Consider the following 25,618-nt stretch of genomic DNA (forward strand, 5'->3'; position numbering starts at 1 on the left):
GCCGCAGAACAGTCTTATCCACTTGATGGATACCGGGCGGGCGGATCGCGCACTTAGCACCCCCGTTTGACAGGGAAGTGACGTGTGCGCCCGGGTCGTCTTTCGGAATGCGCCCGAAGGGGCACCTCCGTGACGACCCGGGTCGACTTTTTCGCTAAAAACCCAAAAAAATCAGTCCCTTAATTTTTGGCCTCGGGTACAATCCCCGGCTCGTCAGCGAGTTCCGACCGTTGCGTCCAGGACGCACTTTTCCGCCCGCCAAACTGGTCGGGCCGGAAGGGAACCGGCACGGATCCCGATCGTCTGACACGGTTTCCCAAATCGATTCATTTTTCGATGGTTGGGTTGTTCACTGCTTTCGCCTGTTCATAGGGAGTGGGGATAATGTCCAATCTCAGCACCGCGCTCAAGCTTGCGCCGGCTGATTCGCAGTTGCCCGTCGACGTCTATTTTGACGAGGCGCTGCATCAACAAGAACTCGAACTGCTGTTCAAGAAGGGCCCGGGCTACGTCGGCCATGCGCTGATGGTGCCGGAATCCGGCGACTTCCAGACGCTGGCCGCCGAAGACGAAGGCCGCGTACTGGTGCGCAACCCGGACGGCATCGAACTGCTGTCCAACGTCTGCCGCCACCGCCAGGCCATCATGATGAACGGCCGCGGCAACGCCAGGAACATCGTCTGCCCGCTGCACCGCTGGACCTACGACCTGCAGGGCGAACTGATGGGTGCGCCGCATTTCGCGGAACAACCATGCGTGCGCCTGAACCGCTCGCCGCTGCAGAACTGGAACGGCATGCTGTTCGAAGGCGAGCGCGACGTGCGCGCCGACCTGGCCCGCATGGGCGTGGCCGAAGACCTGAACTTCGACGGCTACATGCTCGACCACGTGGAAGTGCACGAGTGCGACTACAACTGGAAGACCTTTATCGAGGTCTATCTGGAGGATTACCACGTCGTGCCGTTCCACCCGGGCCTGGGCAGCTTCGTGTCGTGCGACGACCTGAAGTGGGAGTTCGGCGAGCAGTACAGCGTGCAGACCGTGGGCCTGCACAAGGGCCTGGAGCGCCCGGGCAGCCAGACGTACCAGAAGTGGCATGACGAGGTGTTGCGCTTCAACAACGGCAAGCTGCCCAAGCATGGCGCAATCTGGCTGACCTACTACCCCAACATCATGGTGGAGTGGTATCCGAACGTGCTGTGCATCTCGACGCTGCACCCGATGGGGCCGCGCAAGACCCGCAATGTCGTGGAGTTCTACTACCCCGAGGAAATCGTGCTGTTCGAGCGCGAGTTCGTCGAGGCCGAGCGCGCCGCCTATATGGAAACGTGCATCGAGGACGACGAGATCGCCGAACGCATGGACGCCGGCCGCCTGGCCCTGATGAAGCGCGGCATCAGCGAGACCGGCCCGTACCAGTCGCCGATGGAAGACGGCATGCAGCACTTTCACGAGTGGTACCGGCGCGCGATGGATTACAGCAAGCGCTGATCGTTCGCAAGCAGGAGCGGTGATCGCCCGCAAAACTGTGGACAACACGAAACGGACCGTGAAAACGGTCCGTTTTGCATTGGAGCGGCGGTCGGCGCACTGATAGAATCGCTGACTTAATCGTTGCCTTATCAACGATTTTTGCCCCCCTCCCTCCACGCCTTCTTTCGCCCGGTTTTGCCATGCAATCGCTCTGGATGTTGTTTGCCGCCTTCGCATTTTCGTTGATGGGGGTGGGAGTCAAGCTGGCATCCGAGCTCTACACCACGGGCGAGATCGTCTTCTACCGCAGCCTGATCGGCGTGACGATCATGTGGATCCTGCTGTCGTCGCAGGGCACGTCGGTGCGCACGCCGCACATGGTCACGCACATCAAGCGCAGCATCTTCGGCGTGACCGCCCTGCTGCTCTGGTTCACGTCGATCACGCTGCTGCCGCTGGCAACGGCCATGACGCTGAACTACATGTCGCCGGTCTGGATCGCGCTGATCCTGGGCGCGGGCGCGGTACTGGCCGGCACGCGCGGGGGCACCGACAAGAAGCTGATTGGCGCCATCCTGCTGTCGTTCGCGGGGGTGATCTGCCTGCTGCAGCCTTCCGTGGGCAAGGACCAGCTCGCCGGCGGCATGATCGGCCTGGTGTCCGGCGTGTTCACGGCGCTGGCCTATGTGGAAGTGCGCCAGCTGGGCCAGCTGGGCGAGCCCGAAGGCCGCATCGTGTTCTATTTCTCGGCCGTGGGCCTGGTCTGCGGCCTGGTCTGGATGCTGTTCACCGGCGTCAGCCACCACACCTGGCACGGCGCCGGGCTGCTGCTGGCCATTGGCATCCTGGCCACGCTGGGCCAGACATCGATGACGCGCGCCTACAAGCGCGGCAATACGCTGCTGACGGCCAACCTGCAGTACGCGGGCATCGTGTTCTCGAGCCTGTGGGGCACCCTGGTCTGGGACGACAAGCTGAACTGGATCTCGTGGCTGGGCATGGCACTGATCATCGCCAGCGGCATCGCCACCACGCTCACGCGCGCCCGCGACACCGACAAGCACCCCACGCCGGCCACGCCGGTCAAGTCGCCCGAGGCCGAGGTGCATCCCGAGGTGTAACGCGCGCGCATGCGGCGGTGTAGCATTGGCATCGACTTCCCACTCAACGCGAGACAGGTTCTTCATGCCATCACCGCTGATTTCCGCCATCGAACTGAACCAGCTGCGCGCCGCGGGCAAGCAGCACGTTGTCATCATCGATTGCTCGTTCGACCTGACCAACCCCGCCGCCGGCCGCGAGATGTACCAGCAGGACCATGTGCCAGGCGCGTTCTACCTGCATCTGGACAATGAGCTGTCCGGCCCGAAGACCGGCTTCAATGGCCGTCATCCGCTGCCCGATGCCGACCTGTTTGTGGCGCGGCTGCGCGCGCTCGGTGTTGACGACGACACGCTGATCGTCGCCTATGACGCGCAGGGCAGCATGTATGCCGCGCGGCTCTGGTGGCTGGCGCGCTGGGTGGGCCACGGGGCCGTGGCCGTGCTCGACGGCGGCAAGGCAGCCTGGCTGGCAGCTGGCCTGCCACTGGAACCGGGCGTCACGCCCGACCCGGAGGCCCCTGGCAACCTGACACGCCACGCGTCGCTGGTGCGTACCGTCGATGCCCCGGCGCTGATGGAGAACCTGACCCAGCCGGCGCTGCTGGTCGTCGATGCACGGGCGGCCGACCGCTTCCGCGGCGAAAACGAAACGCTCGACCCCGTGGGCGGCCACATCCCCGGCGCCGCCAATCGCTTCTTCAAGGACAACCTGGCCGCGGATGGCCGCTTCAAGCCGGCCGATCAACTGCGCGCGGAATTCGGCCAGGTCTTCGGCGGCAAGGCGGCCACCGAGACGGTCATGCAGTGCGGCTCGGGCGTGACCGCCTGCCACAACCTGCTGGCGATGGAAGTGGCCGGGCTGACCGATGCGGCGCTATACCCGGGATCGTGGAGCGAATGGTGCGCCGATCCGAAGCGCCCGGTGGCAACCGGCAGCGCAACCTAAGAAAAATACGAAAAAACGGCGTCAGTTAGACGCCGCTTCCGTGTTCGCCTTCGAGTGGCGGTGCGCGTGCTGTTCATGCACGCCGTTGGTAATAAAGACGATGGCCGCGATACCAGCTGCCACCAGCACTACCTGCACCGCAGATTCCTTAAGCCGCGGCCTGCGCTGCATTTGCGGCATCAGGTCGCTCACGGCGATATAGACGAAGCTGCTCGACGCAATCACCAGCACGTAAGGAATCCAGCCCGTAAGCTGGTCCAGCAGGAAGTAGCCCACGATGCCGCCCAGGATGGCGGCCAGGCTCGACAGCAGGTTGAACGCAAAGGCGCGCGACTTCGAGAAGCCCGCGTTCAGCAGCACGATGAAATCGCCCACTTCCTGCGGAATTTCGTGCGCGGCAATCGCCAGTGCGGTAACCAGGCCGATATGCGGGTCGGCCAGGAACGCGGCGGCAATCACGATGCCGTCGGCGAAGTTGTGAAACGTGTCGCCCACCAGGATGGTCAGGCCGCTGCGGCCGGCTTCCTCGCGGTCATGGCCGTGATGGTGATGATGGCCGTCGCCCTCGTGGTGATGGGAATGGCGCAGCAGCGAGATTTTTTCGAGCAGGAAGAAGCCCAGCAACCCGGCCAGCAAGGTGCCGAACAAGGCACGCGGATCGGCCCCCGATTCGAAAGCCTCCGGCAGCGAATGAAGCAAGGCGGTAGCCAGCAGCACCCCGACCGAGAAGCTCACCATGCGCTCCACCACGCGCGAGGCCACCGTCAGCGACAGCAGCGCCGCGCCGAGGATGCTGCCGACGCCCGAAATGGTCGCCGCCAGCAGAATGTACAGAAGCGTGGAATGGATGATGAACTCCCGGACCGGCCCCTGCCCGACAACCGGGCAGTCGTCGCCGACTGACTACGCTCGCGCTCTAACGCAACATGGTTGCAAAAACGCGAAAGTCCGCATTGTACGTACGTCGGCGCGTTCTTTGCAATCACCCGCGCGGACGTTGGGGCTAATCCAGAAGCGAATCCGGGGGGCCGGTCAGGCAACGTGATGCTGCTTGAACCAGGCCAGGCAGCGCTGCCAGCCGTCCTTGGCCGCCGCTTCCACATAACTGGACCGGTAGTCGGCGTGGAACGCATGCCCGGCCTCCGGATAGACCACGAAGGTCGATGCCTTGGCATTCGGGTTCGCCGATTCGGCCAGCGCGGCCTTCATCTGGGACACATGTTCCTGCGTGATGCCGGTGTCCTTGCCGCCATAGAGACCCAGCACCGGGGCGTGCAGTTCGCCGACGATATCGACCGGGTTCTTCGGCTTCAGCGCGTTCGGCTGGCCCACGAGCTGGCCGTACCAGGCCACGCCCGCCTTGACGCGCTTGCTGTGCGCCGTGTACAGCCACGTGATGCGCCCGCCCCAGCAGAAGCCGGTGATCGCCAGGCGGTTCACGTCGCCGCCATTCGCGGCGGCCCAGGTCACGCAGGCGTCGAGGTCGCCCATGACCTGCGCATCGGGCACCTTCTGGATGATGTTGGCCTGCAGTTCCTGGATCGTGCCGTAGCTGCTGGGGTCGCCCTGGCGTGCAAACAGTTCGGGGGCGATCGCCAGATAGCCCAGCTTGGCGAAACGGCGACAGATATCGGCGATATGCTCGTGAACGCCGAAAATCTCGCTGATCACCAGCACCACCGGCAGGTTCTTCTTGCCTTCGGGCTGGGCGCGATAGACCGGCATGTTGAAGCCGTTCGACGGCACGGTGACTTCGCCGGCGGTGAGGCCGTTGAAATCGGTCTTGATGGTCTGTGCCGTCACTGGCAGCACGGCTGCCGCGAAGGCCGAGCCCAGCGCGGTCTTGACGAAACTGCGGCGGTCGAACGACTGACCGGGAACAAGGCTTTCGACTTCGGGCTTCAGCATGGGGGTCTCCGTGGCATCGAGGGCGCCGCGCGCGTGGCGAGATGTGACGCAAGCGCGGCGGCGTCGATTCTAAGCAAACATGGCCGCCAGCGCACGCCCAGGCATGCGCCGCCGGCCATCGGGCCTGGTCGCCCCCCTATTCTCCCCGCCCGGCGGTCAATGCAGCTTCACGCGCGGGCTGGTCTTGCTGCGCAGCCAGTGCGTCACCGTGTCGAGTCCCATGCCGATCGCGCCATGCAGCGCCAGCACGTGCATGCGATACAGCGACGTGTACATGAAGCGCGCCATCAGCCCTTCGATGAACATCGATCCACCGATCAGGCCGCCCATCAGGCTGCCCACAGCGCTGAAGTGCCCCAGCGACACCAGCGAGCCAAAGTCCTTGAAACCGAACTTCGGCAGCGGCTTGCCATCGAGCCGGGCACGCAGCGCGTCGTACAGGAACGTGGCCTGCTGGTGCGCGGCCTGCGCGCGCGGCGGCACGGTGGTCTGCTTCTCGGGCCACGGCGCCGCGGCGCAGTCGCCGAATGCGAAGACGTCGGGATCGGTCTCGGTCTGCAGCGTGGGGCCCACCACGAGCTGTCCCATCTTGCTGACCGGCAGGCCCAGCGTGCGCAACACGCCCGGCGCGGTGATGCCGGCCGCCCACACGGTCAGGTCCGCGTCGATGCGCTTGCCGCTGGCTGTCAGCACCGCGTCGCCGGTCACTTCGGTCACGCGCTCCGACGTGAACACGTCGACGTCGAGCTTGCGCAGCAGCTTGGTGGTCTCGGCGGACACGCGCTCGGACAGCGCCGGCAGGATGCGCGGGCCGGCCTCGATCACATGGATCCGCACATCGCGGCGCGGGTCCAGTTGGTGCAGTCCATACGCATTGAGCACGTGCGCGGTGTTGCGCAGTTCGGCGGACAGTTCCACGCCCGTGGCACCGGCACCGATGATCGCCACGTCCACCTGCGGCCGGCCATCCGTGCCGATGCGCCCCTTGCCGTTCTGGGCGCGCACGCAGGCCGCGATCAGCCTGCGGCGGAAGCGTTCGGCCTGATCCACGGTATCGAGCGCGATGGCGTGCTCGGCGGCGCCCGGCACGTTGAAGAAATGCGTGATGCAGCCAATCGCAAGCACCAGCGTGTCGTACGGCAGTTCGCGCGCGGGCAGCAGTTCGGTGCCGTCCTGGTCCATGCAGGCCGCCACGTTGACCACCTTGCGTGCGCGATCGATGCCAGTCAGTTCGCCCTGCTGGAAGTCGAAGTGGTGCCAGCGCGCCTGTGCGGCGTACTCAAGCTGGTGGGTGTTCGGATCCATGCTGCCGGCAGCCACTTCGTGCAGCAGCGGCTTCCAGATGTGCGTGGGCATGCGGTCGACCAGCGTCACCTGTGCGCGTCGCGACTTGCCCAGCTTGTCGCCGAGCCGCGTGACGAGTTCAAGCCCGCCGGCACCGCCGCCGACCACGATGATCCGGTGGGGGAGGTTCGAAGGACGCGGTGCCACGCTGACTTGCGTGCCACCTGCGGTAGTGTCGATAGGAGTGGGGGCGCTTTCCTCTCTGCCTTGTGCGTTGCTCATGGTCTACCCGATGTTTTCAATTTGAAAACAGGTGCAGGCCCCTGCGGCGTCTTTCTGTTGTGGTCTCGCACCGCGAGGCCGATGTTCTGTGTACTGCGGGTACTGCAGGAAACGGCTGGTCTGATGTCAGTGTGCTGCAGAGCAGCACGGCTGGCAAGCCTTCCAGGGTCGATTCAGACAGTACTTCTTTGCATACATCGGCATCGCGCGGGAGACAGCGGCAACGCGGCAATCTGTGCCCTGCCGGGGCACGCCGCACTGTGATGGCGGACACCCCGGGAAGTGATCCCCGGGGTGCGCCGCCAGTGCGCTCGCTAGTGCGCTTCTTCCCAGTTCGCGCCGCTGCCCACTTCGGCCACCAGCGGCACGTTCAGCGTCGCCACCGAGCACATCAGCTCGGGCAGCTTCGTCTTCACAAGGTCGAACTCGGCCTGCGGCACTTCAAGCACCAGTTCATCGTGCACCTGCATGATCTGGCGCGACCCCAGCCTGTCCGTCTCCAGCCAGTCCTGCACGGCAATCATTGACAGCTTGATCAGGTCGGCGGCCGTGCCCTGCATCGGCGCATTGATGGCGGCACGCTCGGCGGCCTGGCGGCGCGGGCCGTTGCCGCCGCGGATGTCCGGCAGCCAGAGGCGGCGGCCGAACACGGTTTCCACATAGCCCTGCTCGCGCGCCTTCTGGCGCGTTTCCTCCATGTAGTTGGCCACGCCCGGATAGCGCATGAAGTAGCGGTCGATATAGTGCTTGGCCGCCTCGCGCTCGATGCCCAGGTTGCTGGCCAGGCCGAACGCGCTCATGCCGTAGATCAGGCCGAAGTTGATCACCTTGGCGTAGCGGCGCTGCTCGCTGGTGACGACCTCGCGCTCCACGGCGAAGATCTCGCTGGCCGTGGCGCGGTGGATGTCCTCGCCATTGGCAAACGCGCGCAGCAGGTTATCGTCGCCCGAGATATGCGCCATGATGCGCAGCTCGATCTGCGAGTAGTCGGCCGACACGATCACATTGCCGGGCCCGGCGATAAAGGCTTCGCGGATACGGCGGCCTTCCTCGGTGCGTACCGGGATGTTCTGCAGGTTCGGATCGGTCGACGCCAGCCGGCCCGTCACCGCCGTGGCCTGGCCGTAGCTGGTATGCACGCGGCCGGTCTTCGGGTTGACCATCTTCGGGAGCTTGTCGGTATAGGTCGACTTGAGCTTCGACAGGCCCCGGTAGTCCAGCAGCAGCTTCGGCAGCGGGTAGTCCTCGGCCAGCTTCTGCAGCACCTCTTCGTCGGTCGACGGCGCGCCGCTGGCGGTCTTCTTCACCACCGGCAACTGCATCTGCGTGAACAGGATCTCGCCGATCTGCTTTGGCGACCCCAGGTTGAAGGGCTGGCCGGCGGCCTCGTGCGCGGCCTGCTCGGCTTCCAGCATGCGCTGGCCCAGCGAGGCGCTCTGCGCGGCCAGCTTGCCGGCATCGATCAGCACGCCGTTGCGCTCGATCTTCTGCAGCACCACCGACACCGGGATCTCGATGCCTTCGTAGACGTACTTCAGGCCCTCGGCCCGCTCCAGTTGCGGCAGCATCTTGCGATGCAGGCGCAGCGTGACGTCGGCATCTTCGGCCGCGTAATCGGTGGCGCGCTGCAGGTCGATCTGGTCGAAGCCGATCTGGCTGGCGCCCTTGCCGCAGACCTCTTCGTAGGTGATCGTCTTCAGGCTCAGCAGGCGTTCGGCCAGGCTGTCCATGCCATGGTTGCGGTACGACGCCAGCACGTAGCTTTCCAGCATCGTGTCGTGCGCGATGCCGCGCAACGTGACGCCGTGGTTCATGAACACGTGCGCGTCGTACTTCAGATGCTGGCCCAGCTTCGGGCGCGACGGGTCTTCCAGCCACGCGCGCAGCTTGTCCAGCACGTATTCGCGCGACAGCTGGCCGAGGTTTTCCAGGCCGGCCACGTCCGGGCCGCGATGCGCCACCGGGATGTAGGCGGCCTCGCCCGGCTCCACCGATACCGAGATCCCCACCAGTTCTGCCAGCATCGGATCCAGCGACGTGGTTTCCGTATCGATCGCCACCAGCGGCGCGTCGACAAGCTTCTGCAGCCACGCATCGAGCGCGGCTTCGGTCGTCACCGTCTCGTAGCGGATCTCGGCAGGCGGCAGGTCTTCGGCCGGCTGATCCTCGGCGGTGCCAGGTGCGGCATCGAACAGACCGCCCTGCGCCGGTTGTGGCGCGGCACGCGCCGCAGCGGCGCGCGCGTTCGGCAGCGACTCGCCGGTGGCCTCGCGCAGCCAGGTCTTGAAGCCGTAGCGCTGGAAGAACGCCACCAGCTTGTCCTTGTCTTCGCCCAGGTCATGCAGTGCGTGGAAGTCGGCCACGGCGTTGCCGAGGTCGCAGTCGGTCTTGACGGTGACCAGTTCACGCGCACGGGGCAGCCAGTCCAGCGTATTGCGCAGGTTCTCGCCCACCACGCCCTTGATGCCGTCGGCGCCGGCCATGATCTGGTCGAGCGTGCCGTATTCGGTCAGCCATTTCACCGCGGTCTTGGGGCCCACCTTCGGCACGCCGGGCACGTTGTCCACGGCATCGCCAATCAGCGACAGGTAGTCGACGATGCGCTCGGGCGGCACGCCGAACTTGTTCACCACGCCCGGCGGGTCCAGGACTTCGCCGCTCATCGTGTTGACCAGCGTGACGCTGTCGTTGACCAGCTGCGCCAGGTCCTTGTCGCCCGTGGATACCACGGTACGCACGCCCTGCTGCGTGGCCTGGCAGGCCAGCGTGCCGATCACGTCGTCGGCTTCCACGCCTTCGACCACCACGATCGGCCAGCCCAGCGCGCGCACCGCCTCGTGGATCGGCTCGATCTGCCGGGCCAGGTCTTCGGGCATCGACGGACGATGTTCCTTGTATGCGGGGTACATATCATCCCGGAACGTCTTGCCCTTGGCGTCGAATACGCAGGCGATATACTGTGCCGGGTAATCGTTGCGCAGCTTGCGCAACATGTTGATCATGCCGTAGATTGCCCCTGTGGGCAGACCTTCGCCATTCCTCAGGTCCGGCAGCGCGTGATACGCGCGATACAGATAGCTCGACCCATCGACGAGCAAGAGTGTTTTTGGACTATCCGACATTCCCATGGACTCTAAATTGACTGGTGCCCCCATTGGCGGCGCGGACTCAGCGCCCCTCGCCGACACGGATGTTTCCGACATTTCCGGTAACACGGTAAATCCGCCGCCCGGCAAGGCCTCGGCACATGCCGCAGCCATCGCCGCCAAGGCCGATGCCGCGGCTGCCGGCAAGAACCCCGAAGAACAGGAAGCTGCCGCGCGTGCGGCGGCAGCGCGCGCGAATCCGCGCAAGATGATTCCAAGCCTGCGTGCGCTGGCCGACGAAGACCGTGCGACGGCCAAGAAGGCGCGCGCCTCGTGGCAAATGTTCACGATTATGGCAGAGTTCATCGAGGCCACCGAGTACCTCTCGGAGATCCGCCCGGCCGTCTCGATCTATGGCAGCGCGCGCCTGCGCGAGGACTCGCCGTACTACCAGAAGACCATCGAAATCGCCCGGCTTTTCTCGGACGCGGGCTTTGCGGTGATCTCCGGCGGCGGCCCCGGCATCATGGAAGCGGCCAACAAGGGCGCGCACGCGGGCAAGTCCGCCAGCGTGGGCCTGAACATCGAACTGCCGCACGAACAGCAGGGCAATCCGTACCAGGACATTGCCATGCGTTTCCGCCATTTCTTCACGCGCAAGGTCACGTTCGTGAAGAATTCCGACGCGTTCATCGTCATGCCGGGCGGCTTCGGCACGCTCGACGAACTGGCCGAGGTGCTGACGCTGGTGCAGACCGGCAAGTCGCGCTCGGTGCCGGTGGTGATGTATGGCAGCCGGTTCTGGAAGGGCCTGCTGGACTGGTTCCGCTTCACGTTGCTGCCGATGGGCCTGATCGCGGAACACGACCTGGACCTGATGAAGATCGTCGACGAACCGCAGGAAGTGCTCGAAGCCGTGTACGAGTACTACGAGAAGCGTGGCGGCGACAACCCGATTCCGCCCAAGGAAGAAATGTTCTATCTGTAAGGCATTACGCGCCACTTCCACCTGCCGGCCGACGAGGTCCGGCAGGTGGACGCAAGGCCACGAGAGCGGCCCGGAAACGGCAGGAATTGCTAGAATGGAAGCCTGTCCACCTGCCACATCCGGCGCCGCCGGCTGTGTGCAGGCCTATTCCGCGTCGCGGGGCCCATCTGCCCGCGCGCACAGGAGCCTCAGATGACTTCCCCTTCGCAACCGGGTGCCAGGCTGGCCGATCTGCATGCCGCCATCGGCCGCCACGGCTATCTGCTCGCGCTCGCTGCCACCGTCCTGGCACTGACTGCCACCCAGGCGGCGCTGGCAGAGGAAACCAGCAATGCGCTGACGCAGCAGGAACTCAACAAGATCAATAACCAGCCGATTGCTCCCGCCGCGAAGAGCCAGCTGAACCAGCCGCGCGAGCCGAGCTTCCAGTTGCGCGAACGCGACGGCACCCAGGTCACCGAATACCGCGACAAGGGGCGCGCCACCGAAATCCAGGTGCAATCCGGTTTTGGCACGAAGTACGAGATGAGCAAGCCTGAAGACAGCTCGCCCCGGATTCGCGACCACGATGTGAATCGCGTGCCGTCGGTAAACCTGAAGTTCTGAGTCTGGGTTCCGACCAGTTCTGAGGATCGATCCGGCAGACCTGATAGTCTTACGCCTTTCTCACCCACGATCCGCGCCGGCGCCGCTTGCCTGGCGAGGATCGCGCCGGCCCTCCGGCAGCAATGCCGCGGCGGCGGAACGTGGCAACCTTGCGGTTGCGGTTCGCCGTCCCCCCGTTTCGTACCAATTTGACAGTATGGCCGTATTTACCACGGTCTCGCAGGACGAGATCGCCCGCTGGCTGCTTGATTACGACCTTGGCGAAGTGCGCGCGCTGCGCGGCATTGCCTCGGGCATCGAAAACAGCAACTTCTTTCTGACCATGGAGCAGGATGGCGTCACGCGCGAGTACGTGCTGACCATCTTCGAGCGGCTGCGCTTCGACCAGCTGCCCTACTACCTGCACCTGATGGATCATCTGGCCCGCCACGGCATCAGCGTGCCGGCCCCTATGCCGGCGCGCGATGGCGAGATCCTGCGCGAGCTGAAGGGCAAGCCGGCCACCATCGTCACGCGTCTGCCAGGCGCGTCGCAGCTGGCCCCTGCCGCCGAACACTGTGCCGAAGTCGGCACCATGCTGGCTCGCATGCACCTGGCCGGCCAGGATTATCCGCGCCAGCAGCCGAACCTGCGCAGCCTGGCCTGGTGGCAGCAGACCGCGCCGGAGATCACGCCATTCCTGGACGCTGACCAGCGTCAGCTACTGACCGACGAGATCGCCCACCAGACCGCCTTCTTCGGCAGTGCCGACTACGCCGCGCTGCAGGGTGGCCCGTGCCATTGCGACCTGTTCCGCGACAACGTGCTGTTCGATACGGCCGATGGCCGGCATCGGCTCGGCGGCTTCTTCGATTTCTACTTTGCCGGCAACGACAAGTGGCTGTTCGACCTGGCCGTGACCGTCAATGACTGGTGCATCGACCTGGCGACAGGCGTGCTCGACCCAGCCCGGGCACAGGCCATGCTGCGAGCCTATGACGCAGTCCGCCCGCTGACAACGGTGGAAGCCGCGCACTGGCGGGACATGCTGCGGGCCGGCGCACTGCGCTTCTGGGTGTCGCGCCTGTGGGATTTCTACCTGCCGCGCGAGGCCGACATGCTCCAACCGCACGATCCGACCCACTTCGAACGCATCCTGCGCCGCCGCATCGACGCCGGTGCGACGCCCCCCTGGATCTGATTCGCCATGCAACTACTGGAAGTTTCCGCCAAGGAAGGCTACGTCTGGCTGCGCCAGGGAATCTGGCTGTTCCGCAAGAACCCGCTGGCGTTCCTGATGCTGCTGTTCATCTACCTGATTGCCGCCCAGCTGGCGATCTTCGTGCCGCTGTTCGGCATCATTGCCCTGCTGGTCATCACGCCCGGCCTGTTTGTTGGCGTGATGACGGCCTGCCGTGAAGTCATCCAGAACAAGCGCGTGCTGCCCACCATCCTGCTGGCCGGATTCCGGACCAACGGCAAGCAGGCCACGCGCCACCTGCTGGTGCTCGGTGCCATCTATGCGGTGCTGGTGTTTTCGCTGAGCCTGATCGCCACGGCCGTGGTCGATATCGGCGCGGTGGCGCCCATCGTGCTGCGCGGCGAGGAGCCATCGGCCGATGCCATCCGCCAGCTCTATTTCGCGCTGATGATCGGCGCGGTGCTGTACACGCCGGTGGCGATGATGTTCTGGTTCGCGCCGCTGCTGGCCGCCTGGCACCAGGTGCCGCCGGTCAAGGCGCTGTTCTTCAGCTGGACCGCCTGCTGGCGCAATCGCGGTGCGTTCTTCACGTATGCCGTGATGTTCGCAGTGCTGCTGGTGGCCGTGCCGCTGGTTCTGGAAACGGTCTTCGCCGCACTGGGCGCGCAGCAGGTGCTGTCGTTCCTGGTGACGCCGTACTCCCTGCTGATGCTGGCGATCCTGTACTGCTCGTTCTACGCCACCTATCGCGGCTGCTTCAATATCGTGCCGCCCGGCGAGGCGGCGGAAAGCGCCCCGCAGGCCTGATCACGACTGCGCCCCGCTGCCCACAAGGCACCGGGGTGCATGCCGTCCTCAGTCGATCGGGTCCAGCTTTGCCACCGCCAGCGCCAGCCACTTGGCGCCGTGCCGCTTGAAGTCGATATTGGCGCGCGCATCGGCACCTTCCCCCTCCAGCGCCTTGATCTTTCCCTCGCCGAACTTCGTGTGGAACACATTCTGTCCCACCCGGAAACCGGTGGCCGCGGCGCGTTTTTCCTCTGCGTAGTTCTTGCCCGTATCCATGCCGCCGGTGGCCTTGCTGCCGGTGTACGGCACGTCTTCGGCACGCTTGAACCAGTCACGGCCCCAGGCGCTGTCGCGCTCCTGCCGGCTGACGCCATGGTTGCCGTATGACGCCTGGCCCTGGGGCGTGATCCACTTCAGCGCGGGTTCCGGCAGTTCCTCGAAAAAGCGCGAGCGCACGTGGTAGCGCATCTGGCCATGCAGGACCCGGCTCTGGGCAAACGACAGGTACAGCCGCTGGCGTGCCCGGGTGATCGCCACATACATCAGGCGGCGCTCCTCCTCCAGCCCATCGGCTTCCATGGCGCTGTTCTCGTGCGGGAACAACCCTTCTTCCAGGCCGGTGATGAACACGGCGTTGAATTCAAGGCCCTTGGCCGCGTGGACGGTCATCATCTGCACCGCATCCTGGCCGGCCTGCGCCTGGTTGTCGCCCGCTTCCAGCGACGCGTGCGTCAGGAAGGCGACCAGCGGGGTCATCACCACCGGCAGTTGTTCGGGGTCCAGCACCTGCAGTTCCTGGTCGCCCTGCGCCAGCGCCGGCGCGGCGTCGCGGCTGGCGGGCAGCATGCGGGCCAGCGCGTCGAGCCCGTAGCCGTCTTCCACCACGAAGGCCTGGGCGGCCGTCACCAGTTCCTGCAAGTTCTCGATGCGGTCCTGGCCTTCCTTTTCGGCCTGGTAGTGCGTGATCAGCCCGCTTGTATTGGTCACGTACTCCACGGTCTGCGCCAGCGTCATGCGGCTGGTCTCGGCGCGCATCTGCTCGATCAGGCGCAGAAAGGCCGCCAGCGACGTGCCGCCCTTGCCGGGCACATAGGCCACCGCCTCGGCCAGCGAGCAGTTGTACTGGCGCGCGGCATCCTGCAGGTTTTCCAGCGTCTTGGCGCCAATGCCACGCGTCGGGAAGTTGACCACCCGGCCGAATGCCGCATCGTTGCGCGGATTTTCGATCAGTTGCAGGTACGCCAGGGCGTGCTTGACTTCGGCACGCTCGAAGAAGCGCAGGCCGCCGTACACGCGGTACGGGATGCCCGAAGAAAAAAGTGCATGTTCAATCACGCGCGACTGCGCGTTGCTGCGGTACAGGATGGCGATTTCCGACCGCGTCATGCCCTGGGCGATCTGGTCGCGGATTTCCTCAACGATCCACGATGCCTCCTGGCCATCAGACCCGGCCTGGAAGACGCGCACCGGCTCGCCATGCCCCGCATCGGTGCGCAGGTTCTTGCCAAGCCGGCGCGCGTTGTGCGAGATCAGGTGGTTGGCGCTATCGAGGATATGCCCGTGCGACCGGTAGTTCTGTTCCAGCTTGATCATGTGCCGCACGCGGAATTCCTGCTCGAAATCGCGCATGTTGCCGACGTTGGCGCCCCGGAACGCGTAGATGCTCTGGTCGTCGTCGCCCACCGCGAACACCGCGGCGGCACTGCCCGTGCCGTAGCCGGCCAGCAGCTTCAGCCAGCGGTACTGCAGCACGTTCGTATCCTGGAACTCGTCCACCAGCACATGGCGGAAGCGGTGCTGGTAGTGCTGGCGGATGGCGTCGTTGTAGCGCAGCAGTTCATAGCAGCGCAGCAGCAATTCGGCGAAATCGACCACACCCTCGCGCTGGCACTGCTCGTCGTAAGCGGCGTACAGGTCGACAAACCGGCGGTTGAAGTCGTCGTTGGCTTCGACGTCGGCCGGGCGCAGGCCCTGTTCCTTGGCGTTGTTGATGAAGTACTGGAGGTTCTTGGCCGGGTACTTTTCGTCGTCGACGTTGAGCTGCTTGAGCAGCCGCTTGAGCGCGGAAAGCTGGTCCTGGGTATCCAGGATGGCAAAGGTCTGGGGCAGCCCGGCGTCGCGGAAGTGCGCGCGGAGCATGCGGTTGCACAGGCCGTGGAACGTGCCGATCCACATGCCGCGCGTGTTGATCGGCAGCATCGACGACAGCCGCGTCTGCATTTCCTTGGCGGCCTTGTTCGTGAACGTCACGGCCAGGATGCCGGCCGGGGAAACCCGTCCGTTCTGGATCAGCCAGGCGATGCGCGTGGTCAGCACGCGGGTCTTGCCGCTGCCCGCGCCAGCCAGGATCAGGGCCGGTTCGTCCGGCAAAGTGACGGCGGCGTGTTGTTCGGCGTTGAGATTGGCAAGCAGGCTGGACATCGGATCGGGGCCGGTAAAGTAGGCGGCAATTATACCGGCGGCCACCGTCCGGACCTGTCGGCATCCGCCGCGCGGCAGCGCCCGAGTGCTTGCTCCACGCCCGGAAATGCGCATCGGTACGCCGGCTCCCCTATAATTTGACGTTTTCCCCGGCCGAATGCCGCCGCCCGCCCCGCCGCGAGCCGGTCCGAGCCCCGATCCGCATTCCAAGCATCCCAAGACATCCGAGCATGACCGCAGAAGACCAGTCCCTCGCCAAGAGCTTCGAACCCGCCGCCATCGAGGCCAAATGGGGCCCCGAATGGGAGCGCCGCGGCATCGCCCAGCCCACTTTCGATGCGAACCGCCCCGATTTCGCCATCCAGCTGCCGCCGCCGAATGTGACCGGCACGCTGCACATGGGCCACGCGTTCAACCAGACGATCATGGACGGCCTGGCCCGCCATGCGCGCATGCGGGGCGCCAACACGCTGTGGGTGCCGGGCACCGACCACGCCGGGATCGCCACGCAGATCGTGGTGGAGCGCCAGCTGGAAGCGCAAGGCGTGTCGCGCCACGACCTGGGCCGCGAGAAGTTCACCGAGAAGGTCTGGGCCTGGAAGGAAGAATCGGGCTCCACCATCACGCGCCAGGTGCGCCGCATGGGGGCATCGATCGACTGGACGCGCGAATACTTCACGATGTCGCCCGAGATGTCGCAGGCCGTGACCGAGGTCTTCGTGCGCCTGTACGAACAGGGCCTGATCTATCGCGGCAAGCGCCTGGTCAACTGGGACCCGGTCCTGGGCACCGCCGTGTCGGACCTCGAAGTGGACAGCGTCGAGGAAGAAGGCTCGCTCTGGCATATCCACTACCCGCTGGCCGAGCCGGACGCCGTGCGCGGCCTGACCCACCTGACCGTGGCGACCACCCGTCCCGAGACGATGCTGGGCGACACGGCCGTGATGGTGCACCCCGAGGACGAGCGCTACGCGCACCTGATCGGCAAGTTCGTGCACCTGCCGCTGACCGACCGCAAGATTCCGGTGATTGCCGACGAGTACGTGGACCGTGAATTCGGTACCGGCGTGGTCAAGGTGACCCCGGGCCACGACTTCAACGACTATGCGGTGGGCCAGCGCCACAACCTGCCGCAGATGTCGATCCTGACGCTGGACGCCAAGGTGGTGGCCGATGCGCCGGCCGCCTACGCCGGCATGGACCGTTTCGACGCCCGCAAGCAGATGGTGGCCGACCTGGAGGCCCAGGGCCTGCTGGGCGAGGTCAAGAAGCACAAGCTGATGGTGCCGCGCAGCGAGCGCACCGGCAGCGTGATCGAGCCGATGCTGACCGACCAGTGGTTTGTCGCGATGAGCAAGCCGGCGCCGGAAGGCACGTTCAACCCGGGCCGCTCGATCGCCGAAGTGGCGCTGGACGCCGTGCAGAGCGGCGAGATCAAGCTCGTGCCCGAGAACTGGATCAACACGTACAACCAGTGGCTGGCGAATATCCAGGACTGGTGCATCAGCCGCCAGCTCTGGTGGGGCCATCAGATTCCGGCGTGGTACGACGATGCCGGCAAGTGCTTCGTCGCCCGCACCGAGGAAGACGCCCTCGCCAAGGCCCAGGCCGCTGGCAGCACCGGCCCCCTGCGCCGCGAGGAAGACGTGCTCGACACGTGGTTCTCGTCCGCGCTGGTGCCGTTCTCGTCGCTGGGCTGGCCCGCCGAGACGCCCGAACTGAAGCACTTCCTGCCGTCGTCGGTGCTGGTCACCGGTTACGACATCATCTTCTTCTGGGTGGCGCGCATGGTCATGATGACCAAGCACTTCACCGGCAAGGTGCCGTTCCACACCGTGTACGTCCACGGCCTGGTGCGCGACTCCGAAGGCAAGAAGATGAGCAAGTCCGAGGGCAACACGCTGGACCCGGTGGACCTGATCGATGGTATCGAACTCGATCCGCTGCTCAAGAAGCGCACCACGGGGCTGCGCCGTCCGAAGGACGCCCCCAAGATCGAGTCCAAGACGAAGAAGGAATTCCCGAACGGCATTCCCGCGTTCGGTGCCGACGCGCTGCGCTTCACGTTCGCGTCGCTGGCAACGCTGGGCCGGAACATCAATTTCGATACCGGCCGCTGCGAGGGCTATCGCAACTTCTGCAACAAGCTCTGGAACGCCACGCGCTTCGTGCTGATGAACACCGAGGGCCATGACTGCGGCATGGGTCCATGCAGCAACGACTGCGGCCCGGACGGCTACCTGCACTTCTCGCAGGCCGACCGCTGGATCGTGTCGCTGCTGCAACGCGTGGAGGCCGACGTCGAGAAGGGCTTCGGCGAGTATCGCTTCGACAATATCGCCAGCGCGATCTACAAGTTTGTCTGGGACGAGTACTGCGACTGGTACCTGGAACTGGCAAAGGTGCAGATCCAGACCGGTACCGAGGCACAACAGCGCGCCACGCGCCGCACCCTGCTGCGCGTGCTGGAAACGGTGCTGCGCCTGGCCCATCCGGTGATTCCGTTCATTACCGAGGAACTGTGGCAGAAGGTTGCGCCGCTGGCCGGCCGTGCCAAGGGCGACGGCAGCGAGACCATCGCCACGCAGGCCTACCCGCTGCCGGCAGCCGCCAAGATCGACGAGGCCGCCGAAGCCTGGGTGGCCCAGCTCAAGGCCGTGGTGGACGCCTGCCGCAACCTGCGCGGTGAGATGAACATCTCGCCGGCCCAGCGTATCCCGCTGTATGCGCATGGCGACAGCGCATTCCTGAAGGAAGCGGCTGCCCAGGTGCAGGCACTTGCGAAACTTTCCGAAGTGAAGGTGTTCGAAGACGAGTCCGAACTCCAGCGCGAGGGTGCCGGTGCCCCGGTGGCCATCGTCGGCGGCAACCACCTGCTGCTCAAGATCGAGATCGACGTCGTGGCCGAGCGTGCGCGCCTGTCGAAGGAGATTGAGCGGATCGCGGGCGAGATCGGAAAGTGCCGTGGCAAACTCTCCAACGAGAGCTTTGTCGCCAAGGCTCCTCCGGCCGTCGTGGCACAGGAGACACAGCGTTTGTCGGATTTCGAACAGACGCTGGCGAAGCTGCAGGATCAACTACAGCGTCTGCCGTCCTGAATGTGATGGTCAGGTCCGTCCGGACTGTAAGTCGGACGAAACCTGACAGACGGCTCCTCCCACGTGCGGCACGGTATGACACCGGATTAAAAAGGAAGCTGAAATGGAAAACCGCGTCACCAAAGCAGTCTTTCCCGTTGCAGGGCTAGGCACCCGATTCCTGCCCGCCACCAAGGCGAGTCCCAAGGAAATGCTGCCGGTGGTGGACAAGCCGCTGATCCAGTACGCCGTGGAAGAAGCCATGGCCGCAGGCATCAACGAGATGATCTTCGTCACGGGCCGCTCCAAGCGGGCCATCGAAGACCATTTCGACAAGGCCTACGAACTGGAAATGGAGCTTGAAGCCAAGAACAAGCAGGCGCTGCTTGACGTCGTGCGCTCCATCAAGCCCAAGAACGTGGAGTGCTTCTACGTGCGCCAGCCCGAGGCGCTGGGCCTGGGCCACGCGGTGCTGTGCGCGGCCCGCCTGGTGGGCGATGCGCCGTTTGCCGTGATGCTGGCCGATGACCTGCTGGATGGCGAGGACAACGAGCCGGTGATGAAGCAGATGGTGGACATCTACAATCACTACAACTGCTCGGTGCTTGGCGTGGAGGAAATCTCGCCGGAACAGAGCCGTTCGTACGGCGTGGTCGATGGCCGCGAGTGGGATGATCGCGTGATCAAGATGTCCGGCATCATCGAAAAGCCGGCCCCGGAAAACGCACCGTCGAACCTGGGCGTGGTAGGCCGCTACATCCTGACCCCGCGCATTTTCGAACACATCCGCAATCTCAAGCCCGGTGCGGGCGGCGAGTTCCAGCTTACGGACGCCATCCAGGCGATGCTGGACCAGGAGCAGGTGCTGGCGTATCGCTACAAGGGCGTGCGCTACGACTGCGGCAGCAAGCTCGGCTATCTGAAGGCCACCGTGGAATTCGCGCTCAAGCACCCTGAAATGCGCGAGGAATTCAGCGCCTACCTGGCGCAGCGCGGCTGACAGGGCATACCGGCCACGGCACGAGCCCAAACAAAAACCGCCTCTCCGGAGGCGGTTTTTTTGTGTCCGTGCCCGTCGCACGGGCGAAGAGGCCGGGCTTCAGCGGCGCTTCATGTAGAACACGAACACCTTGTCCACTTCGGCATGCGACAACAGTTCGTTGCCGGTCTGCTTGGCGAATGCCTGGAAGTCGCGCGTGGCGCCGGGGTCGGTGGCCAGCACCTTGAGCACTTCGCCGCTGGCCATGTCGGCCAGCGCCTTCTTGGTCCGCAGGATCGGCAGCGGGCAGTTCAGGCCGCGCGCGTCCACTTCTTTCTGGAAGTCCATTCCTCTCACCTTCTAATTCTGGTTGATGCCGTATTGTAGCGAAGCGCCGAGGAGGCTGAAGTCGGTCGGCCGGCGCGGGTCGGCAATGTCCTCGCCAGTGGCGCGGTCGAAGAAACGCACCGGCAGGCCGCGCCGCTCCAGGAAATCCGCCACGGCAAACCCGGTACCGGCGTTCCAGATCCGCATCTTGTCCGGCGCCACCAGCTTGTATTCGACCAATTCTTCCGACAGTCGGATATCGCCCTCCGCCCGGACGTGGTAGGCAATGATCAGCTCGTTCTTGCGCATGAATTCGTAGACGCCAATCAGCGACGCCGACACGGCATCGAGGTTGGTCTCTTCCTTGAGTTCACGCGCCACGCCCAGTTCAGGCGTCTCGTCCCGCTCCATGAAGCCGGTGACCAGCGCGAACATCTTCTCCGGCCAGGCCGCATTGCGGGCCAGCAGCAGCTTGCCCTCGTACTCGACCACCGCAGCCAGCACCGGCAGCGGGTTGTCCCAGTGCACAAAGCCGCAGCCGTCCTGCACGCAGGCATGGCGGAAACGCCCGGACATCGGCAGGTGTTCCAGTTCCGCGCCGCAGCGCGGGCAGAATCGATAGTGTTGCATCGTGGGGCTCCTGGGACTTTCTGGTTATCGTTATGACTATCGTTGAATCTTTAGAATCAGACGCACGCGGCGCGGATATCGGCGGCGAACGCCTCCACCGTTTCCGGCTGCAGGTCCCATGCGCACATCAGCCGGCAACCGCCTGCCCCGATGAACGTGTAGAACAGCCAGCCCTTGGCGCGCAGCGCCTCGATCGCGGGCAGCGGCAGTTCGGCGAACACCGCATTGGCCTGGGTCGGGAACATGATGCGCACGCCAGGAATATCGGCGATGCGCTGGGCCAGCAACGTCGCCATGGCGTTGGCATGGCGTCCGTTCTTGAGCCACACGTCGTTTTCGAGCATGCCCAGCCATGGCGCCGAGATAAAGCGCATCTTCGACGCCAGATGACCGGCCTGCTTGACCCGATACGCAAAGTCCTCCGCCAGCCGGCGGTCGAAGAACACCACGGCCTCGCCTACCGGCAGGCCGTTCTTGGTGCCGCCGAAGCACAGCACGTCCACGCCTGCGCGCCACGTGATCTCCGACGGATGCACGCCCAGCGACGCCACCGCGTTGGCAAAGCGCGCGCCATCCATATGCACGCGCAGCTGCCGCCGCTTGGCGATGGCCGCAATGGCGCGCACCTCGTCAACCGAATAGACCGTGCCCACTTCGGTCGCCTGCGTCAGCGATACGACCCGTGGCTTCGGGTAGTGGATATCCGAGCGCCGCGTCACCAGCGCCTCCACGGCATCGGGCGTCAGCTTGCCGTTCTCGCCGGGCGCCGTCAGCAGCTTCGAACCGTTCGAGAAGAACTGCGGCGCGCCGCACTCGTCGGTCTCGATATGGGCCAGCTCGTGGCAGATCACCGAATGGTACGACTGGCACAGCGACGACAGCGCCAGCGAATTGGCGGCGGTGCCATTGAACACGAAAAAGACCTCGCAATCGGTCTGGAACAGATCGCGGATGCGATCGCACACCTTCTGCGTCCAGCTGTCGTCGCCATAGGCCTTTTCATGGCCCGTGGCGTTGGCCTCCAGAAAATACTTCAGCGATTCCGGGCAAAAGCCGGCGTAGTTGTCAGAGGCAAACTGCTGCATGGCGGAAACTGCGGAGGTCATCGGTTCAAACCCTGCCTGGAATCACTTCTTGTCGAGCCAGAGTTCACCGCCGGTGGCCCAGTTCTCGCGCTTGATGTCGGTAATGATGATGTCGACGGCGCCGGCCGAGCAGCCCAGCGTGTCGCACGTGACGCGCGTGATTTCCTCAACGAACTTGCGCTTCTGCTCAACGGTGCGGCCTTCGAACATCTCTACATGAAACGTGGGCATTGCATGGCTCCTTGATGAATCTTCAGTCTTTATAGGTGGGATCGATTTTATCGAGTCTGCGCAGCAGCGCGGGCCATTCCATCACGCCCTCGACGGCGCCGTTGTCGAACAGCTGCAGCGACGTCTTGTCTGCGATGGCCGGTGGCGGCTGCACCGTGGCGTTGCCCAGTTGCGCGCCGAGCTGGATCTCGCACGCCTTGATCAGCGTCGCCATCAGCACATAGGCCTCGGCCACGGTGCGCCCGACGGTCAGCGTGCCGTGGTTGCGCAACAACATGGCCGGATGGCCGCCCAGCGACGCGGTCAGGCGCGCGCCCTCGGCCGGCGTGAAGGCCAGGCCTTCGTAGTCGTGATAGGCCATGCGGCCGTGAAAGCGCATGGCATGCTGGGACAGCGGCAACAGCCCTTCCGCCTGGGCGGAAACGGCGATGCCGGCGGTGTTATGCAGGTGCATCACGCAATGTGCGTCGGCACGTGCCGCATGCACGGCCGCGTGCAGCGCAAAGCCGGTGACGTTCACCGGATGCACGGTTTCACCCACCACTTCGCCCCGGCCATTGATCTTGACCAGATCCGACGCGCGGATTTCGTCGAAGGCAAAGCCGAACGGGTTGATCAGGAAATGATCGGGCTCACCGGGCACGGTGGCCGAGATATGGGTGTAGATGAGATCGTCCCAGCGTTCCAGCGCGGCCAGCCGGTAGGCGGCGGCCAGGTCCACGCGGACGCGCGCTTCTTCCGGGCTGACGGGCAGGACCGGGCCGGTAGCACGTCCGGGCTGCAAGGCAAAAGACATGGGGCTTGGCTTTCGCGCCGCCCTGCAGCGCCGGCGCGGGGGCGTCCGGGTCGAGTGAGCGGCGAAGCCGATACTGTAGCGCAGTCGCTAGCGTGGCGTGTGTCCGCCCACCGGCATCGTGCGCCACATCCACAGGTAGATCAGCGCGCCGGCCAGCAGCGCCAGCGCGGCCACGCCCAGCGAGGCGGCGAATCCGCCCGTGCGCGCCACCAGCGCGGTTGCCAGCGGCGGCCCGGCAATCTGGCCGATGGCATAGGCGGCCGTCATCAGGCCGATCAGCTTTGCGGCCCGGCCGCCCCACAGGCGCCGGGCCTCGCGCATCGCAAACGACACCAGCGCGGTGAACGGCAAGCCCACCAGCAGGCTGCTCAGCGCAAACCCGGCCACGGTGGGCCACACGGCGGCCACGCCCACGCCCGCCGCCTGCAACGTGTACAGCACCATCATCATCCGACGGTTGTCGTGATGCATGCCGACACGGGTTGCCAGCCACGCGCCCACCGCCACGCCGGCGCCAAGGATCGGCCAGAACAGGTCGGCCCAGACGCTGCCGGGCATGGCGTGCCGGGCAATCACGGGCAGGAACGTGGCCGTGATGATGTATCCGAAGCCAGCCAGGCCGTAGGCCAGCGTCAGTGCCCAGGTCTCGACATCCAGCCGTGGCGTGGGCGCCGCCGCAGGCGTCGCACCCGCCGTGGCACCGTGCAAGGACGCCGGCGCGGGCGAACCGTAGACGCGCCATACCGGCAGCAGCATGACGGCGCCCAGTATCGTGAAGGTGATCCACCCCCAGTTGGCTTGCCACCCCGCGCCGACCATGCCAAACGCGGAAAGCCCGGTCACCACGATACCGATGCCGGGGCCGCAGAACATCAGCCCGCCCAGTGTGGGATGGCCCAGTTCCGCCAGCCGCTGCATGCACCAGGCGGTGCCGTACACCATCACCAGCGCACTGGCGACGCCAGCCAGCGTGCGCCAGGCCAGCCATGCGGGCATGCCCCCCGGCAGTGCCATCGCCAGCGTCAGGACCACGGTCAGCGCCAGCGCCCCGCGCACCATGCGCACCGGATCGGGCCGGATAAACAGGCACAACACCGCGCCCAGCAGGTAGCCGATGTAGTTCAGCGTCGCCAGCGCGCTGCCCTCCGCCAGCGTCACGGTGCCATCGTGCAACATCATCGGCAGCAGCGGCGTGAACGCGAACCGGCCAATGCCCATGGCGAGCGCCAGCGACACCAGGCCCGCCAGTGCCACGGCCAGCGGCCCGGCGGTTGACCGGGCGGCTACGTGACTGGCGGAAACTTCAACGTCGGCTAGGGGCAAGCGTGGCATCGAATTGAGGGCACCCGGAAATCTGGAGCATTTGCGTATTGTTGACTATGCTATGCGCGAACGATCCATCACGGAAAATGAATAATTGAGATGCAACCCATCTCAATTTGAAGGGGATATGCATATGGACCTGGCCGCACTGGAGATTTTTCGGACGGTAGTGGAAGCCGGCGGCATCACGCGGGCCGCCGAGCGGCTGCACCGGGTGCAGTCGAACGTCACCACGCGCATCCGGCAGCTGGAACAATCGCTGGGGGTGGAGCTGTTTGTCCGCGACGGGCGGCGCATGGTGCTCACGCCGGCAGGCCAGACACTGTTCGACTACGCCTGCCGCATTCTGCAGTTGTCCGAGGAAGCCAAGCATGCGGTGCAGCCGGCACATCCGCATGGACGGCTGCGCATCGCGTCGATGGAAAGCACGGCCGCCAGCCGCCTGCCGAACATGCTGGCCGCCTATCACCAGCAATGGCCGGACGTGGAACTGGAGCTGGTCACGCTGATCACCAGCAAGGCGCTCGACGCAGTGCGCCGCTTCGAGGTGGATTGCGCCTTCGTGGCCGAGCCGCTGGGCGAACCGGATCTGGTAAGCCTGCCGGCGTTCGAGGAAGAACTGGTGATCGTGTCCAGCACCAGCCATCGCCCCATCCAGTCGCCCGAAGATATCGAACGCGCCACGCTGCTGGCATTCGAGACCGGCTGCAACTACCGCACCCGCTTCGAACAGTGGTTTGGTCAATGCGGCCGGGGCATGAACCGCGTGATCCAGCTTGGCTCGTATCACGCCATCGTGACCTGTGCTGCGGCCGGCATTGGCGTTGGCATCGTGCCGCGATCGGTGCTGGCGCTTTATCGCAACCTGCCGCAGATCGGCATCCATCCGCTGGGCCACACGGGGCGCGTGACCACCGTGCTGACATGGCATCCGTCGATGGCTGGCACCGCCCTGATGGCGCTGGCCGACATGCTCCCCGATCAGGCAGGTACGCTCGACGATACCCGGGCAGTGGCCTGACCGGCCTGATCGCTCGCTTCATCCTGCAGGATGTGGCCGGTCGCCTACACTGAAAGTGGCGCGACCACGGCATTCACGGCGGG

At 65.2% G+C, this 25,618-nt stretch carries 21 protein-coding genes; 10 read left to right on the forward strand and 11 right to left on the reverse strand.

Translation table 11 applies throughout. The annotated features are described in order from the left end of the window. Nucleotides 1–384: 384 nt before the first annotated feature. From A9J21_RS02545 to A9J21_RS02555, 3 genes are all read left to right on the forward strand, one after another. Nucleotides 385–1,491, forward strand: coding sequence for an aromatic ring-hydroxylating dioxygenase subunit alpha (locus A9J21_RS02545; RefSeq protein WP_066731567.1), 1,107 nt, complete (start codon nucleotides 385–387; stop codon nucleotides 1,489–1,491). A gap of 182 nt (nucleotides 1,492–1,673) precedes the next feature. Then, nucleotides 1,674–2,594, forward strand: a complete 921-nt coding sequence (locus tag A9J21_RS02550) for a DMT family transporter (protein ID WP_066731569.1) — start codon at nucleotides 1,674–1,676, stop codon at nucleotides 2,592–2,594. 64 nt (nucleotides 2,595–2,658) lie between these two features. Next, nucleotides 2,659–3,522, forward strand: coding sequence for a sulfurtransferase (locus A9J21_RS02555; protein ID WP_066731571.1), 864 nt, complete (start codon nucleotides 2,659–2,661; stop codon nucleotides 3,520–3,522). Between the two features lie 21 nt (nucleotides 3,523–3,543). Here the strand turns inward: A9J21_RS02555 and A9J21_RS02560 are convergent, their stop codons facing one another. The 4 genes from A9J21_RS02560 to polA all read right to left on the reverse strand — a co-directional run bounded on the left by A9J21_RS02560 (nucleotide 3,544) and on the right by polA (nucleotide 10,118). Beyond that, the gene (locus tag A9J21_RS02560) at nucleotides 3,544–4,356 is read right to left on the reverse strand and encodes a ZIP family metal transporter (RefSeq protein ID WP_231906791.1); all 813 of its coding nucleotides are present in this window, start codon (nucleotides 4,354–4,356) and stop codon (nucleotides 3,544–3,546) included. A 198-nt stretch (nucleotides 4,357–4,554) separates the two neighbouring features. Beyond that, entirely contained in the window at nucleotides 4,555–5,430 is an 876-nt protein-coding gene (locus tag A9J21_RS02565) for a dienelactone hydrolase family protein (RefSeq protein ID WP_066731575.1), read from the reverse strand. Nucleotides 5,431–5,586: 156 nt separating this feature from the next. Beyond that, complete coding sequence (locus A9J21_RS02570; RefSeq protein ID WP_082926207.1) at nucleotides 5,587–6,996, reverse strand: NAD(P)/FAD-dependent oxidoreductase; 1,410 nt, start codon at nucleotides 6,994–6,996, stop codon at nucleotides 5,587–5,589. Nucleotides 6,997–7,310: 314 nt separating this feature from the next. Then, nucleotides 7,311–10,118, reverse strand: coding sequence for a DNA polymerase I (gene polA / locus A9J21_RS02575; RefSeq protein WP_066731581.1), 2,808 nt, complete (start codon nucleotides 10,116–10,118; stop codon nucleotides 7,311–7,313). Nucleotides 10,119–10,122: 4 nt separating this feature from the next. Between polA and A9J21_RS02580 the strand changes: the two genes are divergently transcribed. The 4 genes from A9J21_RS02580 (at nucleotide 10,123) to A9J21_RS02595 (ending at nucleotide 13,663) form a co-directional block, all read left to right on the forward strand. Continuing rightward, nucleotides 10,123–11,070 (forward strand): TIGR00730 family Rossman fold protein, encoded by a 948-nt coding sequence (locus A9J21_RS02580; RefSeq protein WP_175459820.1) that lies wholly within the window; start codon nucleotides 10,123–10,125, stop codon nucleotides 11,068–11,070. A 192-nt stretch (nucleotides 11,071–11,262) separates the two neighbouring features. After that, nucleotides 11,263–11,676: a DUF2782 domain-containing protein gene (locus A9J21_RS02585; protein WP_066731583.1), complete on the forward strand. Its 414-nt coding sequence runs from the start codon at nucleotides 11,263–11,265 to the stop codon at nucleotides 11,674–11,676. Nucleotides 11,677–11,872: 196 nt separating this feature from the next. After that, nucleotides 11,873–12,856: a homoserine kinase gene (locus A9J21_RS02590; protein ID WP_066731585.1), complete on the forward strand. Its 984-nt coding sequence runs from the start codon at nucleotides 11,873–11,875 to the stop codon at nucleotides 12,854–12,856. Nucleotides 12,857–12,862: 6 nt separating this feature from the next. After that, the gene (locus tag A9J21_RS02595) at nucleotides 12,863–13,663 is read left to right on the forward strand and encodes a BPSS1780 family membrane protein (protein WP_066731587.1); all 801 of its coding nucleotides are present in this window, start codon (nucleotides 12,863–12,865) and stop codon (nucleotides 13,661–13,663) included. 48 nt (nucleotides 13,664–13,711) lie between these two features. Here A9J21_RS02595 and A9J21_RS02600 read toward each other — a convergent pair whose 3' ends face one another. Beyond that, complete coding sequence (locus A9J21_RS02600) at nucleotides 13,712–16,066, reverse strand: UvrD-helicase domain-containing protein (protein ID WP_066731588.1); 2,355 nt, start codon at nucleotides 16,064–16,066, stop codon at nucleotides 13,712–13,714. 230 nt (nucleotides 16,067–16,296) lie between these two features. On the opposite strand from A9J21_RS02600, the gene A9J21_RS02605 reads away from it, so the two are divergent. Beyond that, nucleotides 16,297–19,164: a valine--tRNA ligase gene (locus A9J21_RS02605; protein WP_066731589.1), complete on the forward strand. Its 2,868-nt coding sequence runs from the start codon at nucleotides 16,297–16,299 to the stop codon at nucleotides 19,162–19,164. A gap of 103 nt (nucleotides 19,165–19,267) precedes the next feature. After that, nucleotides 19,268–20,143, forward strand: a complete 876-nt coding sequence (gene galU / locus A9J21_RS02610; RefSeq protein WP_066731590.1) for a UTP--glucose-1-phosphate uridylyltransferase GalU — start codon at nucleotides 19,268–19,270, stop codon at nucleotides 20,141–20,143. Nucleotides 20,144–20,242: 99 nt separating this feature from the next. Here the strand turns inward: galU and A9J21_RS02615 are convergent, their stop codons facing one another. The 6 genes from A9J21_RS02615 to A9J21_RS02640 all read right to left on the reverse strand — a co-directional run bounded on the left by A9J21_RS02615 (nucleotide 20,243) and on the right by A9J21_RS02640 (nucleotide 24,523). Beyond that, nucleotides 20,243–20,470 carry a sulfurtransferase TusA family protein gene (locus tag A9J21_RS02615; protein WP_008645216.1) on the reverse strand — a complete coding sequence of 76 codons (228 nt, stop codon included), beginning with the start codon at nucleotides 20,468–20,470 and terminating at the stop codon, nucleotides 20,243–20,245. A gap of 12 nt (nucleotides 20,471–20,482) precedes the next feature. After that, nucleotides 20,483–21,079 (reverse strand): NUDIX domain-containing protein, encoded by a 597-nt coding sequence (locus A9J21_RS02620; protein WP_066731592.1) that lies wholly within the window; start codon nucleotides 21,077–21,079, stop codon nucleotides 20,483–20,485. Nucleotides 21,080–21,135: 56 nt separating this feature from the next. Further along, entirely contained in the window at nucleotides 21,136–22,164 is a 1,029-nt protein-coding gene (locus A9J21_RS02625; protein WP_066731594.1) for a low specificity L-threonine aldolase, read from the reverse strand. 42 nt (nucleotides 22,165–22,206) lie between these two features. Then, nucleotides 22,207–22,395 (reverse strand): 4-oxalocrotonate tautomerase, encoded by a 189-nt coding sequence (locus A9J21_RS02630; protein ID WP_066731596.1) that lies wholly within the window; start codon nucleotides 22,393–22,395, stop codon nucleotides 22,207–22,209. Nucleotides 22,396–22,417: 22 nt separating this feature from the next. Beyond that, nucleotides 22,418–23,191, reverse strand: coding sequence for a class II aldolase/adducin family protein (locus A9J21_RS02635; protein ID WP_066731601.1), 774 nt, complete (start codon nucleotides 23,189–23,191; stop codon nucleotides 22,418–22,420). 87 nt (nucleotides 23,192–23,278) lie between these two features. Continuing rightward, nucleotides 23,279–24,523 (reverse strand): YbfB/YjiJ family MFS transporter, encoded by a 1,245-nt coding sequence (locus tag A9J21_RS02640; RefSeq protein ID WP_066731602.1) that lies wholly within the window; start codon nucleotides 24,521–24,523, stop codon nucleotides 23,279–23,281. Nucleotides 24,524–24,647: 124 nt separating this feature from the next. On the opposite strand from A9J21_RS02640, the gene A9J21_RS02645 reads away from it, so the two are divergent. Then, complete coding sequence (locus A9J21_RS02645) at nucleotides 24,648–25,535, forward strand: LysR family transcriptional regulator (protein WP_066731603.1); 888 nt, start codon at nucleotides 24,648–24,650, stop codon at nucleotides 25,533–25,535. The last annotated feature ends 83 nt before the right edge of the window (nucleotides 25,536–25,618 follow it).

Origin of the sequence: Cupriavidus sp. D384 (assembly GCF_001652915.1) — a bacterium.
In the GTDB taxonomy this organism is placed as follows: Bacteria; Pseudomonadota; Gammaproteobacteria; order Burkholderiales; family Burkholderiaceae; genus Cupriavidus.